14 protein-coding genes are annotated in these 19375 nt (G+C 60.2%); 7 read left to right on the top strand and 7 right to left on the bottom strand.

Annotated elements, in window-relative coordinates:
• Positions 1 to 509: 509 nt before the first annotated feature.
• The gene (locus tag ACA068_RS10450; RefSeq protein ID WP_010456364.1) at positions 510 to 947 is read right to left on the bottom strand and encodes a hypothetical protein; all 438 of its coding nucleotides are present in this window, start codon (positions 945 to 947) and stop codon (positions 510 to 512) included.
• Positions 948 to 1051: 104 nt separating this feature from the next.
• On the opposite strand from ACA068_RS10450, the gene ACA068_RS10445 reads away from it, so the two are divergent.
• Entirely contained in the window at positions 1052 to 1489 is a 438-nt protein-coding gene (locus ACA068_RS10445; RefSeq protein ID WP_094471516.1) for a universal stress protein, read from the top strand.
• A gap of 190 nt (positions 1490 to 1679) precedes the next feature.
• Here the strand turns inward: ACA068_RS10445 and ACA068_RS10440 are convergent, their stop codons facing one another.
• The gene (locus tag ACA068_RS10440; RefSeq protein ID WP_497309582.1) at positions 1680 to 3599 is read right to left on the bottom strand and encodes an ATP-binding cassette domain-containing protein; all 1920 of its coding nucleotides are present in this window, start codon (positions 3597 to 3599) and stop codon (positions 1680 to 1682) included.
• Between the two features lie 213 nt (positions 3600 to 3812).
• Here ACA068_RS10440 and ACA068_RS10435 point away from each other — a divergent pair, with 213 nt between their 5' ends.
• Positions 3813 to 5741: a transglycosylase SLT domain-containing protein gene (locus ACA068_RS10435; protein WP_497309581.1), complete on the top strand. Its 1929-nt coding sequence runs from the start codon at positions 3813 to 3815 to the stop codon at positions 5739 to 5741.
• Between the two features lie 73 nt (positions 5742 to 5814).
• Here ACA068_RS10435 and ACA068_RS10430 read toward each other — a convergent pair whose 3' ends face one another.
• Both ACA068_RS10430 and ACA068_RS10425 read right to left on the bottom strand, forming a co-directional pair.
• On the bottom strand, positions 5815 to 6840 hold the full coding sequence (locus tag ACA068_RS10430; RefSeq protein ID WP_497309580.1) for a Fic family protein: 1026 nt from the start codon (positions 6838 to 6840) through the stop codon (positions 5815 to 5817).
• A 68-nt stretch (positions 6841 to 6908) separates the two neighbouring features.
• Positions 6909 to 8675, bottom strand: coding sequence for an ABC transporter transmembrane domain-containing protein (locus tag ACA068_RS10425; RefSeq protein WP_497309578.1), 1767 nt, complete (start codon positions 8673 to 8675; stop codon positions 6909 to 6911).
• 257 nt (positions 8676 to 8932) lie between these two features.
• On the opposite strand from ACA068_RS10425, the gene ACA068_RS10420 reads away from it, so the two are divergent.
• On the top strand, positions 8933 to 9112 hold the full coding sequence (locus ACA068_RS10420) for a PA1571 family protein (RefSeq protein ID WP_497309576.1): 180 nt from the start codon (positions 8933 to 8935) through the stop codon (positions 9110 to 9112).
• A gap of 184 nt (positions 9113 to 9296) precedes the next feature.
• Here the strand turns inward: ACA068_RS10420 and pdxB are convergent, their stop codons facing one another.
• Positions 9297 to 10439: a 4-phosphoerythronate dehydrogenase PdxB gene (gene pdxB / locus ACA068_RS10415; protein WP_497309574.1), complete on the bottom strand. Its 1143-nt coding sequence runs from the start codon at positions 10437 to 10439 to the stop codon at positions 9297 to 9299.
• A gap of 337 nt (positions 10440 to 10776) precedes the next feature.
• Between pdxB and ACA068_RS10410 the strand changes: the two genes are divergently transcribed.
• On the top strand, positions 10777 to 12186 hold the full coding sequence (locus tag ACA068_RS10410) for an MATE family efflux transporter (RefSeq protein ID WP_497309572.1): 1410 nt from the start codon (positions 10777 to 10779) through the stop codon (positions 12184 to 12186).
• On the opposite strand, the gene tusA is transcribed toward ACA068_RS10410, so the two are convergent.
• Positions 12183 to 12434: a sulfurtransferase TusA gene (gene tusA / locus ACA068_RS10405; protein WP_054054315.1), complete on the bottom strand. Its 252-nt coding sequence runs from the start codon at positions 12432 to 12434 to the stop codon at positions 12183 to 12185. The genes ACA068_RS10410 and tusA overlap by 4 nt on opposite strands.
• A gap of 165 nt (positions 12435 to 12599) precedes the next feature.
• Positions 12600 to 13673 carry a 23S rRNA (cytidine(2498)-2'-O)-methyltransferase RlmM gene (gene rlmM, locus ACA068_RS10400; RefSeq protein ID WP_497309570.1) on the bottom strand — a complete coding sequence of 358 codons (1074 nt, stop codon included), beginning with the start codon at positions 13671 to 13673 and terminating at the stop codon, positions 12600 to 12602.
• A 222-nt stretch (positions 13674 to 13895) separates the two neighbouring features.
• Here rlmM and acnA point away from each other — a divergent pair, with 222 nt between their 5' ends.
• The 3 genes from acnA to ACA068_RS10385 all read left to right on the top strand — a co-directional run bounded on the left by acnA (position 13896) and on the right by ACA068_RS10385 (position 19346).
• Complete coding sequence (acnA, locus tag ACA068_RS10395) at positions 13896 to 16637, top strand: aconitate hydratase AcnA (RefSeq protein ID WP_497309568.1); 2742 nt, start codon at positions 13896 to 13898, stop codon at positions 16635 to 16637.
• Between the two features lie 249 nt (positions 16638 to 16886).
• Positions 16887 to 17678 (top strand): CPBP family intramembrane glutamic endopeptidase, encoded by a 792-nt coding sequence (locus ACA068_RS10390; RefSeq protein ID WP_497309566.1) that lies wholly within the window; start codon positions 16887 to 16889, stop codon positions 17676 to 17678.
• Between the two features lie 102 nt (positions 17679 to 17780).
• Complete coding sequence (locus ACA068_RS10385; RefSeq protein WP_497309564.1) at positions 17781 to 19346, top strand: methyl-accepting chemotaxis protein; 1566 nt, start codon at positions 17781 to 17783, stop codon at positions 19344 to 19346.
• Positions 19347 to 19375: the final 29 nt, after the last annotated feature.

Raw genomic sequence — 19375 nt, 5'->3', positions numbered from 1 at the left:
GTACACGTCGGACGCAGGCGAATGGCTTGGCAGGGACGCTTATCGTCGATGCTACGCCAATCCACCCGGCACACCCGCCAACGCGATAGTCGGGATTCTGTAGGAGCGGTCTGAAATACAAACGCTCAATTCATACGCCCGTTTGATTTGGGTACGTCACCTTCACGGAATTTCCGGCAATTGTCAATCGCCCAAAATACGGGTTGAAACGCGACTTTCCGGTCATTTCCGTACTGCGAAGATCTTCAACACGCCTAAGCATGTGGAGTCATTCATAGGATCAATAGTTAGAAAAGTCGCCCTAATTCACTGCAGCCTTTGTTTAACAGGCTACGCTGGCGGGACATTCGGAAAAAAAATTGAACACTTTTGGCGAACACCAAGCGTAAGATCTGCGCCACAAAGAATTACCGGCCTGCCTGGCCAACCCCAGCCCGATGATGATGTCGGGCTTTTTATTGCCTGTCTGTCGGAGGTTTCGCGCCATTGCAGCGCGAAATGTCCGTGAATCATGCCAGCGCTTTCAGCACCGCATCGATGTCTTGCAAAACCGTCGCTTCGCCCTTCTCGCCCCAGTACAGAGTGATCATCTGCTTGTCCGCTTCAACCTTGTAGACGTTGGCTGGCAATTTTTCGAAATGATTGAGCAGCGCTCGATCTTCGCAAATCTCCTGCCACTGGTTCACCCACACACCCGGCGACTTTTGCCAGTAACTCCAGCACGCTGGTTGATTGCCACGACGTGGCCGATGGTACTGGGCGCAAGGGCTCGGCGGCTCCTGGCTCAGCCAGTGCGGCCACTCCTGGGGCGCAAGCTGCATGGCCAAGCCGATTCGCCGCGCTTCCATGCGCAAGGCCATACGTCCGCTCTGTCCACGGGACGGCCGCAACCACGCCAGCGGACTCAGTACCACCAGCAGGATTGACACCACTATCCAGACCGTCATATCTGTACTCCCGATTCTTGATGGGCGCTTTGAGTCACTTTGGAACCATTGCGCTTGAAACCAGCCATACTTACCAATATTGCAATCCTCAGGAGGAGCACCTCATGCCCTACCACCATATTCTGGTCGCTGTAGATCTAACCGAAGAGTGCGACCCTGTAATCCACCGTGCTCGCGAGCTTTCAGTGAGCAATGGCGCGAAATTATCCTTGGTCCACATCGTCGAACCGATGGCCATGGCCTTTGGCGGCGACGTCCCCATGGACCTGTCACAACTGCAACAGCAGCAGTTTGATCAGGCCAAGGAACGTCTGGACCGACTGATCCTGAAATATCCTGAACTCACCAAAGAATACAGCCACCTGACCTACGGCCAGCCACGCCAGGAAATTCATCACCTGGCCAAGGAACAAACCTGCGACCTTATCGTGGTGGGCAGCCATGGCCGACACGGCCTGGCATTGCTGCTGGGCTCGACGGCCAATGACGTGCTGCACGGTGCGCCATGCGATGTGCTCGCGGTGCGCCTGATCAAAAGCTGACAACCCGTACCCTGTGGGAGCGAGCCTGCTCGCGATGAGGCCCTGTCAGTCAACATTGATATCGACTGACAGGGCCTCATCGCGAGCAGGCTCGCTCCCACAGGGGATCTATAGCAACTTGTAGATCGCATTCCATACGAAAAGCCCGGCGCTCATCACTGAGCGCCGGGCTTTTTTGTTACGGGATCAATCAGGCATCCAGCTCGGCCCAACGCTCGACCATCACGTCGAGTTCAGCCTGCAACTGCTCAAGCTGAGCAATCACGGCAGCGGTCTCGGCTGCAGGACGTTGGTAGAAACCGGCATCGGCCATCTGCGCCTCGACGGCAGCGATCTGCTGTTCCATGGCTTCGATCTGGGCCGGCAACATCTCGAGCTCACGCTGCAATTTGTAGCTGAGCTTCTTCTTCGCCACCGGCGCTTCGACTGCCGCAGCAACCGGCGCCGCATCCGCCGTCACGACCGCAGAGGTCAGGTCGGCCTTGCCGGATTTGCTCTCGGTCACGCCCAGCAGACGCGGCGAGCCGCCCTGACGCAGCCAGTCCTGGTAACCACCGACGTATTCGCGCACCTTGCCTTCACCTTCGAAGACCAGGGTGCTGGTGACCACGTTGTCGAGGAATGCCCGGTCGTGACTGACCATCAGCACGGTGCCGTTGAAGGTCAGCAAGACCTCTTCCAGCAGCTCGAGGGTTTCCACATCGAGGTCGTTGGTCGGTTCATCGAGGACCAGCAGGTTCGCCGGCTTGCTGAACAGTTTGGCCAGTAACAGACGAGCACGCTCACCACCCGACAGCGCCTTGACCGGCGTGCGGGCACGCTGCGGGCTGAACAGGAAGTCGCCGAGGTAGCTCAGCACGTGGCGGCTCTGACCATCGATATCGATGAAGTCGCGACCTTCGGCCACGTTGTCGATCACGGTCTTTTCCAGGTCCAACTGATGGCGCAACTGGTCGAAGTAGGCAACGTCAATGCGCGTCCCCTCTTCCACTGTGCCGCTGGTAGGCTGCAGACCGCTAAGCATCAGCTTCAGCAGCGTGGTCTTGCCGGTACCGTTGGCGCCGAGCAGACCGATACGGTCGCCGCGCGTCAGGACCATCGAGAAATCCTTGATCAGGAACGGGCCACCCGGGTGAGCGAAGCTCACGTTCTCGAGGACCATCACCTGCTTGCCGGATTTGTCAGCGGTGTCCAGCTGAATGTTGGCCTTGCCGGTACGCTCGCGACGTTCGCTGCGCTCGACGCGCAAGGCTTTCAATGCGCGTACGCGGCCTTCGTTACGGGTACGACGGGCCTTGATGCCCTGACGGATCCAGACTTCTTCCTGGGCCAGCTTCTTGTCGAACAGCGCGTTGGCAGTTTCTTCAGCGGCCAGGGAGGCTTCTTTGTGCACCAGGAAACTGGCGTAGTCGCCGTTCCAGTCGATCAGGCCGCCGCGATCCAGTTCCAGAATGCGCGTCGCGAGGTTTTGCAGGAATGAACGGTCGTGCGTGATGAACAGCACGGCGCCCTGGAAATCCTTCAGCGCTTCTTCGAGCCAGGCGATTGCACCGATGTCCAGGTGGTTGGTCGGTTCGTCGAGCAGCAGCAGGTCCGGTTCGGAAACCAGGGCCTGGGCCAGCAGGACGCGACGGCGCCAGCCGCCGGACAATTCGGCGAGGGTCTTGTCGGCGGGCAACTGCAGACGGCTCAAGGTGCTGTCGACCAGTTGCTGCAAACGCCAGCCATCGCGGGCTTCGAGGTCGTGCTGGACGTGCATCAGCTTGTCCAGGTCGGCGTCGGTGACGATGTTCTGGCTCAGGTGGTGATACTGCGCGAGCAGCTCTCCGACACCGTCCAGGCCTTCAGCCACGACGTCAAACACGGTCCGCTCGTCGGCTACCGGCAATTCTTGCGGCAATTCGCCAATCTTGAGGCCGGGCGCGCGCCAAACGGAGCCTTCGTCGGGCTTCTGGTCGCCCTTGACGAGCTTCATCATGCTGGACTTGCCAGTGCCGTTGCGGCCGATGATGCACACCCGCTCACCACGGGCGATCTGCCAGGACACCTTGTCCAACAACGGCATAGCGCCGAAAGCAAGGGACACATCGCTGAATTTGAGCAGGGTCATGAGCTTCTCCAAAAACCGGGCGCGCATTCTACCTGACTTGAGGCTTCAGAAGGCCGGCAATTTCAATGTCGAAGCACTCTGCATGACAATTGTTGCGAACTTGTGCCGAGAGGCCGGCAAAGCTTTCGCCTGCTGCTGGCAAAAGGCTAAGCTACAGATAATTCAGTGCAGGTTAAGTCTGCACTTGTCGTGATTTCTATGCCCGGACGTCTCATGCGCAGTCGCCTCTTCAGTTTTTTATCTTGCTTGCTTCTTTCTGCCGCTGCCGTTCAAACCGCCCAGGCGGTGGACCTGTCCACCCAGCGCCAATATTACGATGAGGCCAAGCGTGCCTTGGCCAAGGGCGACACCGGCCCTTACTTTCGCTACAGCCAGGCCCTCAGCGATTATCCACTGGAGCCTTATCTGGCCTACGACGAGCTGACCGCGCGGCTGAAAACCGCCAGCAATGCCGAAATCGAAAAATTCCTCTCCGAACACGGTGACCTGCCTCAGGCCAACTGGATGAAATTGCGCTGGCTGCGCTGGCTGGCCGAACGCGGCGACTGGGCGACCTTCGTCAAATACTACGACCCCAAGCTCAATTTCACCGAACTGGACTGCCTGAACGCGCAGTACCAAATCAGTCATAACCAGAAAGCCGAAGGCTACGCCAACGCGAACAAACTCTGGCTGACCGGCAAATCCCAGCCCGCCGCCTGCGACGCGCTGTTCGGGCAATGGGCCGCCGAAGGTCAACTGACCGAACAAAAACGCTGGGAGCGCGCCAAGCTCGCCGCCCAGGCGCGCAACTATCCACTGGCCAACAGCCTGGTCAACGGTATGGCCACCCTCGCCCCGCGCGGTCGATTGCTGGTGGATGTGGCGCAGAAACCTGAACTGCTGAACCAGCCGTCGCGCTTCACCCCAGCCGACGAACCGATGTCCGACGTGGTCAGCCTCGGCCTGCGCCGCCTGGCCCGCCAGGACCCGGACAAGGCCATGGACCTGCTCGACGGCTATGCCAGCAGCATGCACTTCTCCCGCGATGAAAAAGTGGCGATTGCCCGCGAAATCGGCTTGACCCTCGCCAAACGTTTCGACCCTCGCGCGCTGGAGGTGATGACCAAGTACGACCCGGAACTGCGCGACAACACCGTGTCCGAATGGCGTCTGCGCCTGCTGTTGCGTCTGGCCCGCTGGGACGATGCCTATCAGTTGACCCGTCGCTTGCCGCAGGATCTGGCGATCACCAACCGCTGGCGCTACTGGCAAGCCCGCAGCCTGGAACTGGCGCAGCCGCAGAACCCGGAAGTGCAGACGCTGTACAAGAACCTCGCCCGCGAGCGCGATTTCTACGGTTTCCTCGCCGCCGATCGTTCGCAGTCCCCTTATTCGTTGATGAACAAACCGTTGGTGATGAGCCAGGCACTGATGAACAAAGTGCGCAACACACCGGGCATTCGTCGCGCCCTTGAATTCCACGCCCGCGGGCAGATCGTCGACGGTCGTCGCGAGTGGTACCACGTCAGCCGTCACTTCAGCCGTGACGAAATGGTCGCCCAGGCGAAACTGGCCTACGATCTGAAATGGTATTTCCCGGCAATCCGCACCATCAGCCAGGCGCAGTACTGGGACGATCTGGACATCCGCTTCCCGATGGCTCACCGCGAGACCCTGGTGCGTGAAGCCAAGGTTCGCGGTTTGAACTCGAGCTGGGTGTTCGCCATTACCCGCCAGGAAAGCGCCTTCATGGCCGACGCCCGTTCCGGCGTCGGCGCCAGCGGCCTGATGCAGCTGATGCCCGGCACCGCCAAGGAAACCGCGCGCAAGTTCAGCATCCCCCTGGCTTCGCCGCAGCAAGTGTTCGACCCGGACAAGAACATCCAGCTCGGCGCCGCTTACCTGAGCCAGGTCCACAGCCAGTTCAACGGCAACCGCGTCCTTGCCTCCGCCGCCTACAATGCCGGCCCCGGCCGCGTACGCCAGTGGCTGCGCGGTGCGGACCACCTGAGCTTCGACGTGTGGGTGGAAAGCATCCCGTTCGACGAAACCCGTCAGTACGTTCAGAACGTGTTGTCGTACTCGGTGATCTACGGACAGAAACTCAACTCGCCACAACCGCTGGTGGATTGGCATGAGCGGTACTTTGACGATCAGTGATCGTGATTTGACGCGCAAAAAAAAATGCCCGCATTGAAAAATGCGGGCATTTTTTATGATATTCAAACGCTGATCAGTACCGCACCGCCGTCCGTTCGCCAAGCTCGGTCAGGCGATACCTTTGAACTGGACTGCGAGGGGAATCGGGATCAGTCATTTCAATGAAGCCGACAGCTAATGCCGGCTTGAGATAGTTAGCCCTAAAGGTTGCCTTGTGAGCCAGCCCGACCTCAGCCATCAGATCGTTAACCCTGAGTGGAGCGCTTCCACGCAGGGCAATGAGCAGTTTCGCTACTTGGTCGGTTACTTGGTCGGTTACTTGGTCGGTCGCCGGTTCGCTTTGGGCAGCCTCACCAAGCGCAACGCTCAACGCCTGCAACATGAACTCGACAAAAAGCGTTGATTCAGCCATCTGATCGGCTGTCGACAACGCAGCGTAATAGGCGTCTTGCTGCTCTCGAATCACCGCTTCGACTGGCAGATAAGCCAACACCGGCCGCCACTGACTGAGTATCAAGGTTTGCCAGAGTCGCCCCATCCGCCCATTTCCGTCGGCGAAGGGATGAATAAACTCGAACTCGTAGTGGAAGACGCAGCTGACGATCAATGGGTGCCAATCCGTATGGCTGAGCCACGCCAGCAAATCGTCCATCAAATGCGCAACACGACTCGGCCGCGGTGCCATGTGGACTAATTTTTCGCCACGATAAATACCGACACCGGCTTGGCGAAACCGCCCACAGTCGTCAATCAATCCGCCCATCAGCAACTCATGCGCCCGCAGCAGGTCGGCCCGGTTGCTCGACCGCCATTCAGGCATGGCTTCATAAGCCGCAAAAGCGTTACGCACTTCCTGGATTTCTCGCGGCAGACCAAGAACCCGTCGCCCTGCCAGAACGGCAGTCACCTGCTCGATGCTGAGCGTGTTGTTCTCGATCGCCAAGGAAGCCTGAATCGTGCGAATTCGATTGCTACGACGTAGTTGAGGCGTCTGCAAGCGTTCGTCCACAGCCGTCAGCTGACCGATTTGTTCGCTGATCCCGGCGATCAACGCCAGCATTCTGGTGGTCAGGGTCAACGGTGGTTGATAACGGCTCATATCCTCATCCAGGCTCGCAACTGAGGCCGACATAATGCCCGAACCCGATCACATTCAGCAGCTCTCATTCATGCCGCTTCGTGCCCATCACTAAACTGCAACGCCGCCAGCCGCGCATACAGCGCATTGCTCGCAATCAATTCCTGATGCGTCCCTATTGCCACCAACTTCCCCTGATCCATCACCGCGATCCGGTCGGCATTTTTTACCGTGGCCAAGCGGTGGGCGATGACCAGGGTGGTGCGGTTTTTCATCAGGCTCGGCAGGGCTTGCTGGATCAGGTGTTCGCTTTGGGCGTCGAGGGCGCTGGTGGCTTCGTCCAGCAACAGGATCGGCGCGTCCACCAACAGCGCCCGTGCGATGGCCAGGCGTTGGCGCTGGCCGCCGGACAACCCGAGGCCGCCGTCGCCCAGGTGGGTCTGGTAGCCATTGGGCATTTGCTCGATGAAGTCGTGAGCGTAGGCGATTTTCGCCGCTTCCTGGACCTGGGCCAGGGTTGCCGTCGGGTTGCCGTAGCGGATGTTCTCTTCGATGCTGCCGAAGAACAGTGCCGGGTTTTGCGAGACCAACGCGAAGCAGCGACGCAGGTCGAGCGGATCGAGTTGGGTCAGCGACACGCCATCCAGCAGGATCTGTCCCGAGGCGGGATCGTAAAAACGCAGCAGCAGGTCATACACGGTGGATTTACCGGCACCGGACGGGCCGACCAGAGCGAGGGTTTCGCCCGCATTGATGGTCAGATTCAAGCCATCGACGGCATAGCTTTCCTGTCGCGACGGGTAGGAAAAGCGCACATCGCGCAATACCAGATTGCCTTCTACCCGATCAGGCAAGGTGACCAACCCTGAGGCTGGCGGCTGGATGATGTTTTCCGAGCGCAGCAATTCGGCAATCCGCTCGGCCGCACCCGCCGCTCGCTGCAACTCCCCGATCACTTCGCTCAATGTGCCGAAGGCGCTGCCGACGATCAGACTGTAGAAGACGAAGGCCGCCAGTTCACCTGCCGAGATCCGTCCGGCGATCACGTCCATCCCGCCGACCCACAGCATCACGCCCACCGCGCCCAGCACCAGCACGATCACCAGCGTAATCAGCCAGGCCCGTTGGAAAATACGTTTGCGCGCCGTGGTGAACGCCTCCTCCACGGTCACGGCGAAGCGTTGCTCGTCCTGGACTTGATGGTTATAGGCCTGCACGGTTTTTATCTGGCCGAGGGTTTCGGAGACGTAGCTGCCGATGTCGGCAATCCGGTCCTGACTCAGGCGCGACAAGCTGCGTACCCGACGGCCGAAAATCAGGATCGGCGCGATCACCAGCGGCAACGCCACGACCACGATGCTGGTGAGTTTGGGGTTGGTGATAAACAGCAAGACGATCCCGCCGATCACCATCAGCAAATTGCGCAGGAACAACGACAGCGAAGAACCGATCACTGATTGCAGCAACGTGGTGTCGGCGGTCAGCCGTGATTGGATCTCGGAGCTGCGATTGTCCTCATAGAACCCCGGATGCAGATAAACCAGGTGGTTGAACACTTGCTTGCGGATGTCCGCGACCACACGCTCGCCGATCCACGACACCAGATAAAAGCGCGCAAAGGTGCCTATCGCCAGCCCGACTACCAGCACCATGAACAGGCCGATGGTCTGGTTGAGCAAATGCGCCGATTGGGTCATGAATCCCTGATCCACCAGCAAGCGAATGCCCTGCCCCATCGACAAGGTGATGCCGGCGGTGATGATCAGCGCGAGCAAGGCGCCAAGGGCCGGCCAGCGATAAGGGGCAAGAAAACGGCTGGTCAGGCGAATCGCGCGGCGGTGACGGGCAGAGAGCATCGGGTTATCCAGTACGCAATTGATGGGGCCAGCCTATACCGCTTAAGTGGGGTGGAACTCTGTAAATCACAATGAGTCAGGTTAATTATGACCACAACGACTATCGCCTAGACGCTATTGGTCTAAAGTCCGGGTGGCAACACTGCGCTATTTCTGGTGGACTGATGTTGCCGCCCTGGAAAGATCGCAGGGAGTTGTCACAGCCCGGTCACCTGGCGGTTTTAAAGTAGGTACACAACCTGATGAGGAGACAGGCCATGTCCTTGCAAAACAGCAGCGAAGACAAGATTCAAGTGATCCGCACACAGCCAGACCAGTCTCTGGGTTGCTCAATTATTGATAAGGATGGGCGCGAAGTACCGATCACTGAAGACATGATCCAGCAAGCCTGCAGCGAACTGGATAAGCGATTGGTCAAGCCTGCCGAACAAAAGTGATATAGCCACCGTCTTCTTGACCCGGCCCTGATGGCCGGGTTTTTTGTGGGTGCTTATCCGGGAATTGCGGTGCAGCCATTCGCGGGCAAGCCACGCTCCCACAGGTTTTGAGTCGTCCACCTATTTAGCGAACACCCAAACCCTGTAGGAGCGTGGCTTGCCCGCGAAAGGGCCAGCTCCATCTCTAGACAGCCGTTGCACCCAGCGCCGCCACAATCTTCAGCAACTCAGGCGAATCCCCCTCGACCCGCACCTGCAACCCATCAATCTCCCGGCGCGATGGATAGTTTTTGCGCAACGCATCAAACGCCGCACGCTGCTCGCTCACGCTGCCTACAAGACTGCGACGGAAATCTGCATCGTCCCGGCGCGGGTCGTACACGCCGCGGCACAGCATCGCCAGCGCCCAGGCGGGATCGCTCTCAGCGTGCAGGGTCACGTGCGACAACCACGGCGCTGGCAGCAGATGGCTCAAGCTGACCTGGGCCGGTTGCCCGATGAATTCGCAATACGCCTGATAGATCTGCGCCGTCCCCCGTTGTTTGCCATCAAGGCTGTAGCCGGCGATGTGCGGCGTTGCCAGCACGCAGAGTTCAGCCAGCGCGACATCGACTTCAGGTTCGCCTTCCCAAACGTCGAGCACCGCTTGCAGGTCTTCGCGTTGCAACAACACCTGGCGCAGGGCGGCGTTGTCGATCACTGGGCCACGACTGGCGTTGATCAGCCAGGTGCCAGGCTTGAGTTGATTCAGACAATTTTTATCGAACAGATGCCAGGTCGACTGTGCGCCGTGTTTCTTCAAAGGGGTGTGCAGACTGATGACGTCGCACTGCTCGATGATCTGTTCAAGGCTGACGTAATCGCCACCTTCTGCGGCTTGCCTTGGCGGATCGCAGACCAGCACGTTCCAGCCCAGACCTTGCAGAACCTTGACCAATCGGCCGCCCACTTCACCGGCACCGACGATGCCATAGGTGCGCTGAGTCAGGTCAGCGCCTTCGATTTCGGCCAGGGTCAGCAAACTGCCGAGCACGTAGTCGACCACGCCCCGGGCATTGCAGCCGGGCGCGCTGGACCAGGTGATGCCGGCCCGCTGAAAGTAATCCAGATCCAGGTGATCCGTGCCGATGGTGCAGGTGCCGACAAATCGCACCTTGCTGCCTTCGAGCAACGCGCGATTGACGTTGGTCACTGAGCGCACCAGCAGCACATCGGCCTGTTCGACGGTGGCGCGGTCGATGGAGCGTCCCGGTACCCGGCGGATTTCGCCGAATCCTTCAAAGAAGGCATCGAGCAGCGGGATATTTTCGTCGGCAACAATCAGCATGGCAGGCTCCTTTGGCGGGTTGGCAGTGTAGGCGGAGATGACTGTAGTGGGCCAGCGGGCATTAAGGTCACTCCATACCCTGTGGCGAGGGAGCTTGCTCCCGCTGGACTGCGCAGCAGTCCCAAAACCTTTGCACGCGGTGTGCCTGTTGAAACCAGGTCGCTTGAATGGGGGGGCCGCTGCGCGACCCAGCGGGAGCAAGCTCCCTCGCCACAATAATGCTCGGCATGAAAGCGGGTCGATGATTACAAATAGCTAACACAGCACTTTTCCTGACCACTGCGTCAAGGCGTAGAATGCGCCGCCTCGTGCATCAAAATCTTTGGACGTTTCGCTCTTGAATTCTGTGACTGACCGCCCCGCCGCTACTTCCCTCACCCGCCCGGCCCGGGTGCGCCTGGAGCTGAAAAACCTGCTCGGCCTGGCGCTGCCGATCATGATCGCGCAACTGGCGACCACCGCTATGGGCTTCGTCGATGCCGTGATGGCGGGACGGGTTGGCCCGCGTGATCTGGCGGCCGTGGCGCTCGGCAACTCGATCTGGGTTCCGGTGTTTCTGCTGATGACCGGCACCTTGCTGGCCACCACCCCGAAAGTCGCCCAGCGCTTCGGTGCCGGCACCCACAGCGAAATCGGCCCGATCGTGCGTCAGGCGTTATGGCTGGCCTTCGTGGTGGGTTTGATGGCGACCGGCATGCTGTTGAGCGCCGAACCGATCCTGCACATGATGAAGGTCGATCCCGAGCTGATCGGCCCCTGCATGCAGTACCTGCACGGTATCGCCAGCGGCTTGCCCGCCGTCGCCTTCTACCATGTGTTGCGTTGTTTCAGTGACGGCCTGGGGCGTACACGCCCGGCGATGGTCCTCGGTCTGTGTGGGCTGGCGCTGAATATTCCGCTGAACTACATCTTCATCTATGGCCACTTCGGTGTGCCGGCCATGGGCGGTGTCGGGTGCGGCTGGGCCACAGCGATTGTGATGTGGGTGATGGCATTGGGCATGGCCGGCTGGGAGCGCTGGGCGCCGGCGTATCGGTCGAGTGAGTTGTTCAGCCGTTTCGACTGGCCGCAATGGTCGGTGATCAAACGCCTGCTCGGTATCGGCCTGCCGATCGGTATCGCGGTGTTCGCCGAGTCGAGCATCTTCGCGGTAATCGCCCTGCTGATCGGCAGCCTCGGCGCCACCGTGGTGGCCGGACATCAGATCGCCCTGAACTTCAGCTCGCTGGTGTTCATGATCCCTTATTCCCTTGGCATGGCCGTGACCGTGCGGGTCGGCCAGGCACTCGGACGCGAGGAGCCGCGCGAAGCCCGCTTCGCCGCCGGTGTCGGCATGGGCACGGCGCTGGCTTATGCCTGTATTTCGGCGAGCGTGATGCTGTTGTTGCGCGAACACATTGCAACGATCTACACGGCTGATCCGACGGTGATTCGAGTGGCGGCGATGTTGATTGTGTATTCGGCGCTGTTCCAGTTTTCCGACGCGATTCAAGTCACCGCCGCCGGCGCCCTGCGCGGTTATCAGGACACGCGGGTGACGATGATCCTGACCCTGTTCGCCTATTGGGGCATCGGTTTGCCGGTGGGTTACGCCTTGGGCCTGACCGACTGGTTCGGCACGCCGAGCGGCCCGAGCGGGCTGTGGCAGGGTTTGATCGTGGGTCTGAGCTGCGCGGCGCTGATGCTGTCGATCCGCCTGACGCGCAGTGCACGCAAGCGGATCCGCATCAGTCATTCAGCGGGCTAAGCGAGTTTTTTGCGGATCCAGTAGAGGTAGGTGCCTGCCTCTTCGTGCTGCGCGACCAGTTCGTGGTCGAGAAACACGCAGAACTTGGGAATGTCGCGACGGGTCGAGGGATCGGTCGCGATCACCTTGAGCAGGCCGCCGGGTGCCAAGTCACGGATGTGCTGGTGCAGCATCATGACTGGTTCCGGGCAGTTGAGGCCGGTGGCGTCGAGGGTGCCGTCTACCGGTGTATCAAGCATTTCACTCATGATTCACTCCTGAAACTGGCCGGCATTGTCGCGCATTGCCGGGTGTTCGGTCATCTATGTCGTACACCGCACCCCCTGTGAGCGAGGCTTGCCCGCGCAGGGGCCCTTGAGGACGCCAAAAGCTTCGCGGGCAAGCCTCGCTCCTACAAGGGGGTGCGGTGTGTATCAGCGGGATTTCGGTTTTTTCACATCAATGCGGCGCAGGTGACAAGTCACTTCTTCGCGGTCGTGATACAGCTGCTTGCAGCCGATCTCGACCCGAATGCCGCGCTCCTTGAAGCCATCGGCAATGCGCTCCAGCAAACGCTTCACTTCTGCGTAACGCTGTTTCATCGGCAGCTTGAGGTTGACCACCGCTTCGCGGCAATGCCCCTCGCCAATCCATTCTTCAAGCATCGCGGCGTTGCGCGCCGGTTTCTCGACAATGTCGCAGACCATCCAGTCCACCGGCTGCTTGGGCTTGAAGGTGAAACCGTCGGCCATCAAGTGCTGCACCAGACCGGTGTCCATCAAGCTTTCGGCCATCGGGCCGTTGTCGATCGCGGTCACCAGCATGCCGCGGTTGACCAGTTGCCAGGTCCAGCCGCCGGGGGCGGCACCGAGGTCGACGCCGGTCATGTCGCTGTGCAGGCGCTCATCCCATTGATCGCGGGGGATAAAATGGTGCCACGCCTCTTCCAGCTTCAACGTCGAACGGCTCGGCGCTTCACGGGGAAACTTCAGGCGCGGAATGCCCATCGGCCACATCGCCGAGTTGCTGGACTCGGCCAGCCCCATGAACACTTCGCGGCCGCTTTTGAAGGTCAGCAGCAGGCGCGGCTTGTGTGCATCTTCGACCAACTTGCCGGCCGCCATCAGCGCCTTGCGCAGGTGCCCTTCGAATTTCTTGCAGAAGTTCGACAGTTCCTTGCCATCGTTGGTGTCGACCATTTCCAGCCACAGGCTGCCGCACAGCGGGAAGTCCGCCATGTGCGCGAGGATCACGCTGATGCGGTCGGTTTCCGGCAGATCGATGAAGATCCCGCGCGCCCATTGGCGCGGGAAGATCAGCTCGGCAAACCGCTGGCCGCGCATCAGGCGCTCGGCGCCATCTTCTTCGGTGCAGATGAATTCAGCGCAGGCGCTGGCGGTCTTGGCCTTGGCATAACCGGCCACGTTCAGCCGTGCGGCGTGTTCGGAAATCTCGGAACAGACTTCGCTTTCGAAGCCCGGCCGGCAATGCATAAAGAGGGTGTTCATTCTTACTCCTGGGCAGTTGGCGAAGAATTCAGCCACTGCGCGATGCCCAGGCTTGCGTTGAAGCAAAGCCTGTCACGAAAACCGGCGCATGATAGCCGAGTTCGGAACCTCGGACTTGTCGATAGAGTCCAGTTATTAGCCAGCTACTTAAAACAGGGCTAGTTTTAATGCTCTGTCCGTCCCCTCAGTCCGTAGCCGTGCGGACTCAAAGGAGTGATCGCAATGCCGTCCCTCGATAGCCTGAACACCCTTAAAACCCTGCAAGTCGACGACAAGACCTATCACTATTTCAGCTTGCCGGACGCCGCCAAAAGTCTGGGCGACCTGGACAAGCTGCCAATGTCGTTGAAAGTGCTGCTGGAAAACCTGTTGCGCTGGGAAGATGAAAAAACCGTCACCGGCGCCGACCTCCGGGCGATTGCCGCCTGGCTCAAGGAGCGTCGCTCCGACCGCGAAATTCAATACCGCCCCGCGCGGGTATTGATGCAGGACTTTACCGGCGTGCCTGCCGTGGTTGACCTGGCCGCCATGCGCGCCGCCATGGCCAAGGCCGGGGGTGACCCGCAGCGAATCAACCCGCTCTCCCCCGTGGATCTGGTGATCGACCACTCTGTGATGGTCGACAAATTCGGCAGTTCCAGCGCCTTCGAACAGAATGTCGACATCGAAATGCAGCGCAACGGTGAACGTTACGCGTTCCTGCGCTGGGGCCAGAGCGCCTTCGACAACTTCAGCGTGGTGCCTCCGGGCACGGGCATTTGCCACCAGGTCAACCTGGAATACCTCGGCCGCACGGTCTGGACCAAGGACGAGGACGGCCGCACTTACGCCTTCCCCGACACGCTGGTCGGCACCGACTCCCACACCACCATGATTAATGGCCTCGGCGTGCTCGGTTGGGGCGTCGGCGGGATCGAAGCGGAAGCGGCGATGCTCGGCCAGCCCGTGTCGATGCTGATTCCGGAAGTGATCGGTTTCAAACTCACCGGCAAGCTCAAGGAAGGCATCACCGCCACCGACCTGGTGCTGACCGTCACGCAGATGCTGCGCAAGAAAGGCGTGGTCGGTAAATTCGTCGAATTCTATGGCGATGGCCTCGCCGACCTGCCGCTGGCCGACCGCGCGACCATCGCCAACATGGCCCCTGAATACGGCGCCACCTGCGGCTTCTTCCCGGTCGACGACATCACGCTCGAGTACCTGCGCCTGTCCGGTCGCCCACTGGCAACCGTGAAACTGGTCGAGGCCTACAGCAAAGCCCAGGGCCTGTGGCGCTTGCCGGGCCAGGAACCGGTGTTCACCGACACCCTGGCGCTGGACATGGCCAGCGTCGAAGCCAGCCTGGCCGGGCCGAAACGCCCACAAGACCGGGTTTCGCTGCCAAATGTCGCGCAAGCGTTCAGTGACTTCATCGACCTGCAATTCAAACCCACCAGCAAGGAAGTCGGTCGCCTGGAAAGTGAAGGCGGCGGTGGCGTCGCGGTGGGCAATGCCGATCTGGCGGGCGAAGCCGACTACGAATACGACGGTCAGACCTATCGATTGAAAAACGGCGCAGTGGTGATCGCCGCGATCACCTCTTGCACCAACACCTCCAACCCGAGCGTGATGATGGCCGCCGGTCTGGTGGCGAAGAAAGCCGTGGAGAAAGGCCTCAAGCGCAAACCGTGGGTCAAGAGCTCGCTGGCCCCCGGCTCGAAAGTGGTCACCGACTACTACAAGGCCGCCGGCCTGACCCAATACCTGGATGAGTTGGGTTTTGCACTGGTCGGTTATGGCTGTACGACGTGCATCGGCAACTCCGGCCCCTTGTCGGAACCGATCGAAAAAGCCATTCAGGCCGCCGACCTGACCGTCGCCTCAGTGCTGTCGGGTAACCGCAACTTTGAAGGTCGGGTGCATCCGCTGGTGAAAACCAATTGGCTGGCGTCCCCGCCGCTGGTCGTTGCTTATGCGTTGGCCGGTACGGTGAGGACCGACATCAGCAGCGAGCCGCTGGGCAACGACAAAGACGGCAATCCGGTGTACCTGCGGGACATTTGGCCGAGCACCAAAGAAATTGCTGACGCGGTGAGTCAGGTCAACACCGCGATGTTCCACAAGGAATACGCCGAAGTGTTTGCCGGTGACGAGCAATGGCAAGCCATCGAGGTGCCACAAGCGGCGACGTATGTCTGGCAGGACGACTCGACTTACATCCAGCATCCGCCGTTCTTCGATGACATCGGCGGACCGCCGCCGGTGGTCAGGGACGTCACAGGGGCCAGGGTCCTCGCGCTGCTGGGTGACTCGGTGACCACCGACCACATCTCCCCCGCCGGCAACATCAAGGCCGACAGCCCGGCCGGCCACTACTTAAGCGAGAAAGGCGTGGAGCCGCGGGACTTCAACTCCTACGGTTCCCGTCGCGGCAATCACGAAGTGATGATGCGCGGCACCTTCGCCAACATCCGCATTCGCAACGAGATGCTCGGTGGTGAAGAAGGTGGCAACACGATCTACATCCCGACCGGGGAAAGGATGCCGATCTACGACGCGGCCATGCGCTATCAAGCGTCGGGCACGCCGCTGGTGGTGATCGCAGGGCAAGAATACGGAACCGGCTCGAGCCGCGACTGGGCGGCCAAGGGCACCAATCTGCTGGGCGTGAAAGCGGTCATCGCCGAAAGCTTTGAGCGGATTCACCGCTCAAACCTGGTGGGCATGGGCGTGCTGCCGTTGCAGTTCAAGCTGGATCAGAACCGCAAGAGCCTGAACCTGACCGGCAAGGAGACGCTGGATATTCTTGGTTTGACCGGCGTCGAGCTGACACCTCGGATGAACCTGACGCTGATCATCACCCGTGAAGACGGCAGTCGCGAGAAGGTCGAGGTGCTGTGCCGGATCGATACGCTCAATGAAGTGGAATACTTCAAATCGGGAGGGATCTTGCATTACGTGTTGCGGCAGTTGATTGCGTCGTGATCCACCGCTGACACAGACACCGCCTTCGGGCGGTGTTTTTATTTGGGTTGCGAGCGTCCCTATAATCCTGCGCCAAAAGTGCAGACAGCACTGATCTAAATGTGGGAGCGGGCTTGCTCGTGAAAGCGGTTTAGCTGTCGACGATGATGGTGAATGTTATGACCTCTTCGCGAGCAAGTCGGATCGCCGCACCGCCGCTCCCACAGTGGATCGACTCAAACCGAAAAATTTCGGACACAAGGACTTCAAATGATTGCCCTGCCATGGACTTACCTGGCCCTTCTCTCCCTCGGTTACACCCTCGCTCTGACCTTCGGCCACCTCGGTTGGCTGGCCGGCATCTCCGTCGCGTTGCTGCTCGTCGCCGGTTTCGCGGTCCGCCAGCAAAAACTGCCCATCGCTCGCTACCTCGGTCACGGCGTGTTCATCATCCTCGCCCTGGCGCTGGCGATGCACTGGCTGCCCGGTTTCTACAACGGTCGCGGCATCGACCCGCAACGCTTTACCGACGATGCCGTGCCGTTTTCCATGTACCTGAATCAAGACAAGCCCCTGATCGGCTTTTGGCTGTTACTGGCGTGCCCGTGGATCGTCGGCCGGCGTTCGCTGCGGCTTTCGATCTATGCCACCGCCCTCGCCCTGCCCCTGAGCGCCGTCCTCGCCTTGGGTGGTGCACTCTTGCTGGGCATGATCAGTTGGGCGCCGAAGTGGCCGGATCAAGCCGGGGTGTGGGTGCTGAACAATCTGCTGCTGGTGACGCTGGTGGAGGAAGCGCTGTTTCGCGGTTACGTCCAGGGTGGGCTGAGCCGGCACTTCAAACACCTGCCCTATGGTGAAAACCTGGCATTGCTGCTCGCCTCGCTGTTGTTCGGCCTGGTGCACGCGGGCGCGGGTTGGCAATGGGTGCTACTGGCGAGTCTGGCAGGTGTCGGCTATGGTCTGGCCTACCGTTTTGGCGGATTGGGGGCGGCCATCGCCACCCATTTCGGCTTGAACCTGCTGCATTTCGCACTGTTCACCTACCCGATGCTCGCCGGCTGATGCAATGGCCATTTTGCGACGCGCCACTGATTATTGAAAAATATTTCAATAAAATCCTGACACCGCCGACAACCTCTCAAAGCCTTGCGGATTGAAAAAGCCATGCGTAACAACCAGCCCACCACACAGCGCGAACGGACCTTCCCGGCTCAGCAACGGTTGATTTCCACCACCGATGCCAAGGGCGTGATCACCTACTGCAACGACGCCTTCGTCGAAATCAGCGGGTTTTCCCGCGAAGAACTGATCCGTGCGCCGCATAACCTGGTCCGTCACCCCGACGTCCCGGCGGCGGTGTTCGCGCACATGTGGGGCACACTGAAACAAGGCTTGCCATGGATGGGCATTGTCAAGAATCGCTGCAAGACCGGTGACCACTACTGGGTTAACGCCTATGTCACACCGGTGTTCGAAGGCAATCAGGTGATCGGTTACGAGTCGGTGCGGGTCAAACCCACTGCCGAACAGATCCGCCGTGCCGAAGCGCTCTACCAGCGCATCAATCTGGGCAAGTCGGCGATTCCTTCAACAGACAAATGGCTGCCGGTGCTTCAGGACTGGCTGCCGTTCATTCTGGTCAGTCAGCTGAGCTTCATGATCGGCGCCACGCTCACGTCCCAATGGGGCTTTGCGCTCGCCGCCGGACTCTCGGTGCCGTTGGGTCTGATGGGGTTGAGCTGGCAACAGCGTGGCCTCAAGCGCTTGCTGCGGCTGGCCGAGCAGACCACCTCCGACCCGCTGATTGCGCAGATGTACACCGACAGTCGTGGCGCCCAGGCACGTCTGGAGATGTCGATTCTCAGCCAGGAAGCGCGTCTGAAAACCTGCCTGACTCGCCTGCAGGACACCGCCGAGCACCTGACCGAGCAAGCCAAGCAGTCCGACGCCCTGGCTCACAGCAGCTCCAGTGGCCTGGAACGTCAACGCGTCGAAACCGAGCAAGTGGCCACCGCCGTCAATCAGATGGCTGCCACCACGCAGGAAGTCGCCAGCCACGTGCAGCGCACCGCCGACGCCACTCAGGAAGCCAATCGCCTGACCGGTCGCGGTCGCGACATCGCCGGGGAAACCCGCGAAGCCATCCAGCGCTTGTCGGTGGTGGTCGGTGAAACCGGCCTGACCGTGACCCAACTGGCCAAGGACAGCGACGAAATCGGTGGTGTGGTCGATGTGATCAAAGGCATCGCCGACCAGACCAACCTGCTGGCCCTGAACGCCGCCATCGAAGCGGCGCGTGCCGGTGAAATGGGTCGCGGTTTTGCGGTGGTGGCTGACGAAGTACGTCAACTGGCGCAACGCACCAGCGAATCCACCGGGCAGATTCACGCGCTGATCGCCAAGCTGCAGCAAACCGCCAGCACCGCGGTGCAAACCATGGAAGCCGGGCATCGCCAGGCTGAAGAAGGCGTGGCGCGGGTACTGGAAGCAGATCAGGCACTGGTGGGGATCAGCGAAGCGGTGGCCAACATCACCGACATGACCACCCAGATTGCGGCGGCGACCGAAGAGCAAAGTGCTGTTGCCGAAGAAATCAGCCGCAACATCAGCAACATCTCGCAGCTGGCTGACCAGACTTCGGAACAGGCTCAACACTCGGCGTTGTTGAGTGAAGAGCTGACGAAGACGGCGAATACCCAGTATTCGTTGGTGGAGCGGTTTAACCGCTGATTGATGCACGAATGTAAAAACCCGGATAG

The organism is Pseudomonas sp. LBUM1660 (assembly GCF_059695935.1).
This window is presented reverse-complemented; position numbering and strand designations above follow the sequence as displayed.

Bases quoted from the DNA above. Each gene is read 5' to 3' on its own strand.
- ACA068_RS10450 (WP_010456364.1), bottom strand. From the start codon at position 947: ATGACGGTCTGGATAGTGGTGTCAATCCTGCTGGTGGTACTGAGTCCG.
- ACA068_RS10445 (WP_094471516.1), top strand. From the start codon at position 1,052: ATGCCCTACCACCATATTCTGGTCGCTGTAGATCTAACCGAAGAGTGC.
- ACA068_RS10440 (WP_497309582.1), bottom strand. From the start codon at position 3,599: ATGACCCTGCTCAAATTCAGCGATGTGTCCCTTGCTTTCGGCGCTATG.
- ACA068_RS10435 (WP_497309581.1), top strand. From the start codon at position 3,813: ATGCGCAGTCGCCTCTTCAGTTTTTTATCTTGCTTGCTTCTTTCTGCC.
- ACA068_RS10430 (WP_497309580.1), bottom strand. From the start codon at position 6,840: ATGAGCCGTTATCAACCACCGTTGACCCTGACCACCAGAATGCTGGCG.
- ACA068_RS10425 (WP_497309578.1), bottom strand. From the start codon at position 8,675: ATGCTCTCTGCCCGTCACCGCCGCGCGATTCGCCTGACCAGCCGTTTT.
- ACA068_RS10420 (WP_497309576.1), top strand. From the start codon at position 8,933: ATGTCCTTGCAAAACAGCAGCGAAGACAAGATTCAAGTGATCCGCACA.
- pdxB (WP_497309574.1), bottom strand. From the start codon at position 10,439: ATGCTGATTGTTGCCGACGAAAATATCCCGCTGCTCGATGCCTTCTTT.
- tusA (WP_054054315.1), bottom strand. From the start codon at position 12,434: ATGAGTGAAATGCTTGATACACCGGTAGACGGCACCCTCGACGCCACC.
- rlmM (WP_497309570.1), bottom strand. From the start codon at position 13,673: ATGAACACCCTCTTTATGCATTGCCGGCCGGGCTTCGAAAGCGAAGTC.
- acnA (WP_497309568.1), top strand. From the start codon at position 13,896: ATGCCGTCCCTCGATAGCCTGAACACCCTTAAAACCCTGCAAGTCGAC.
- ACA068_RS10390 (WP_497309566.1), top strand. From the start codon at position 16,887: ATGATTGCCCTGCCATGGACTTACCTGGCCCTTCTCTCCCTCGGTTAC.
- ACA068_RS10385 (WP_497309564.1), top strand. From the start codon at position 17,781: ATGCGTAACAACCAGCCCACCACACAGCGCGAACGGACCTTCCCGGCT.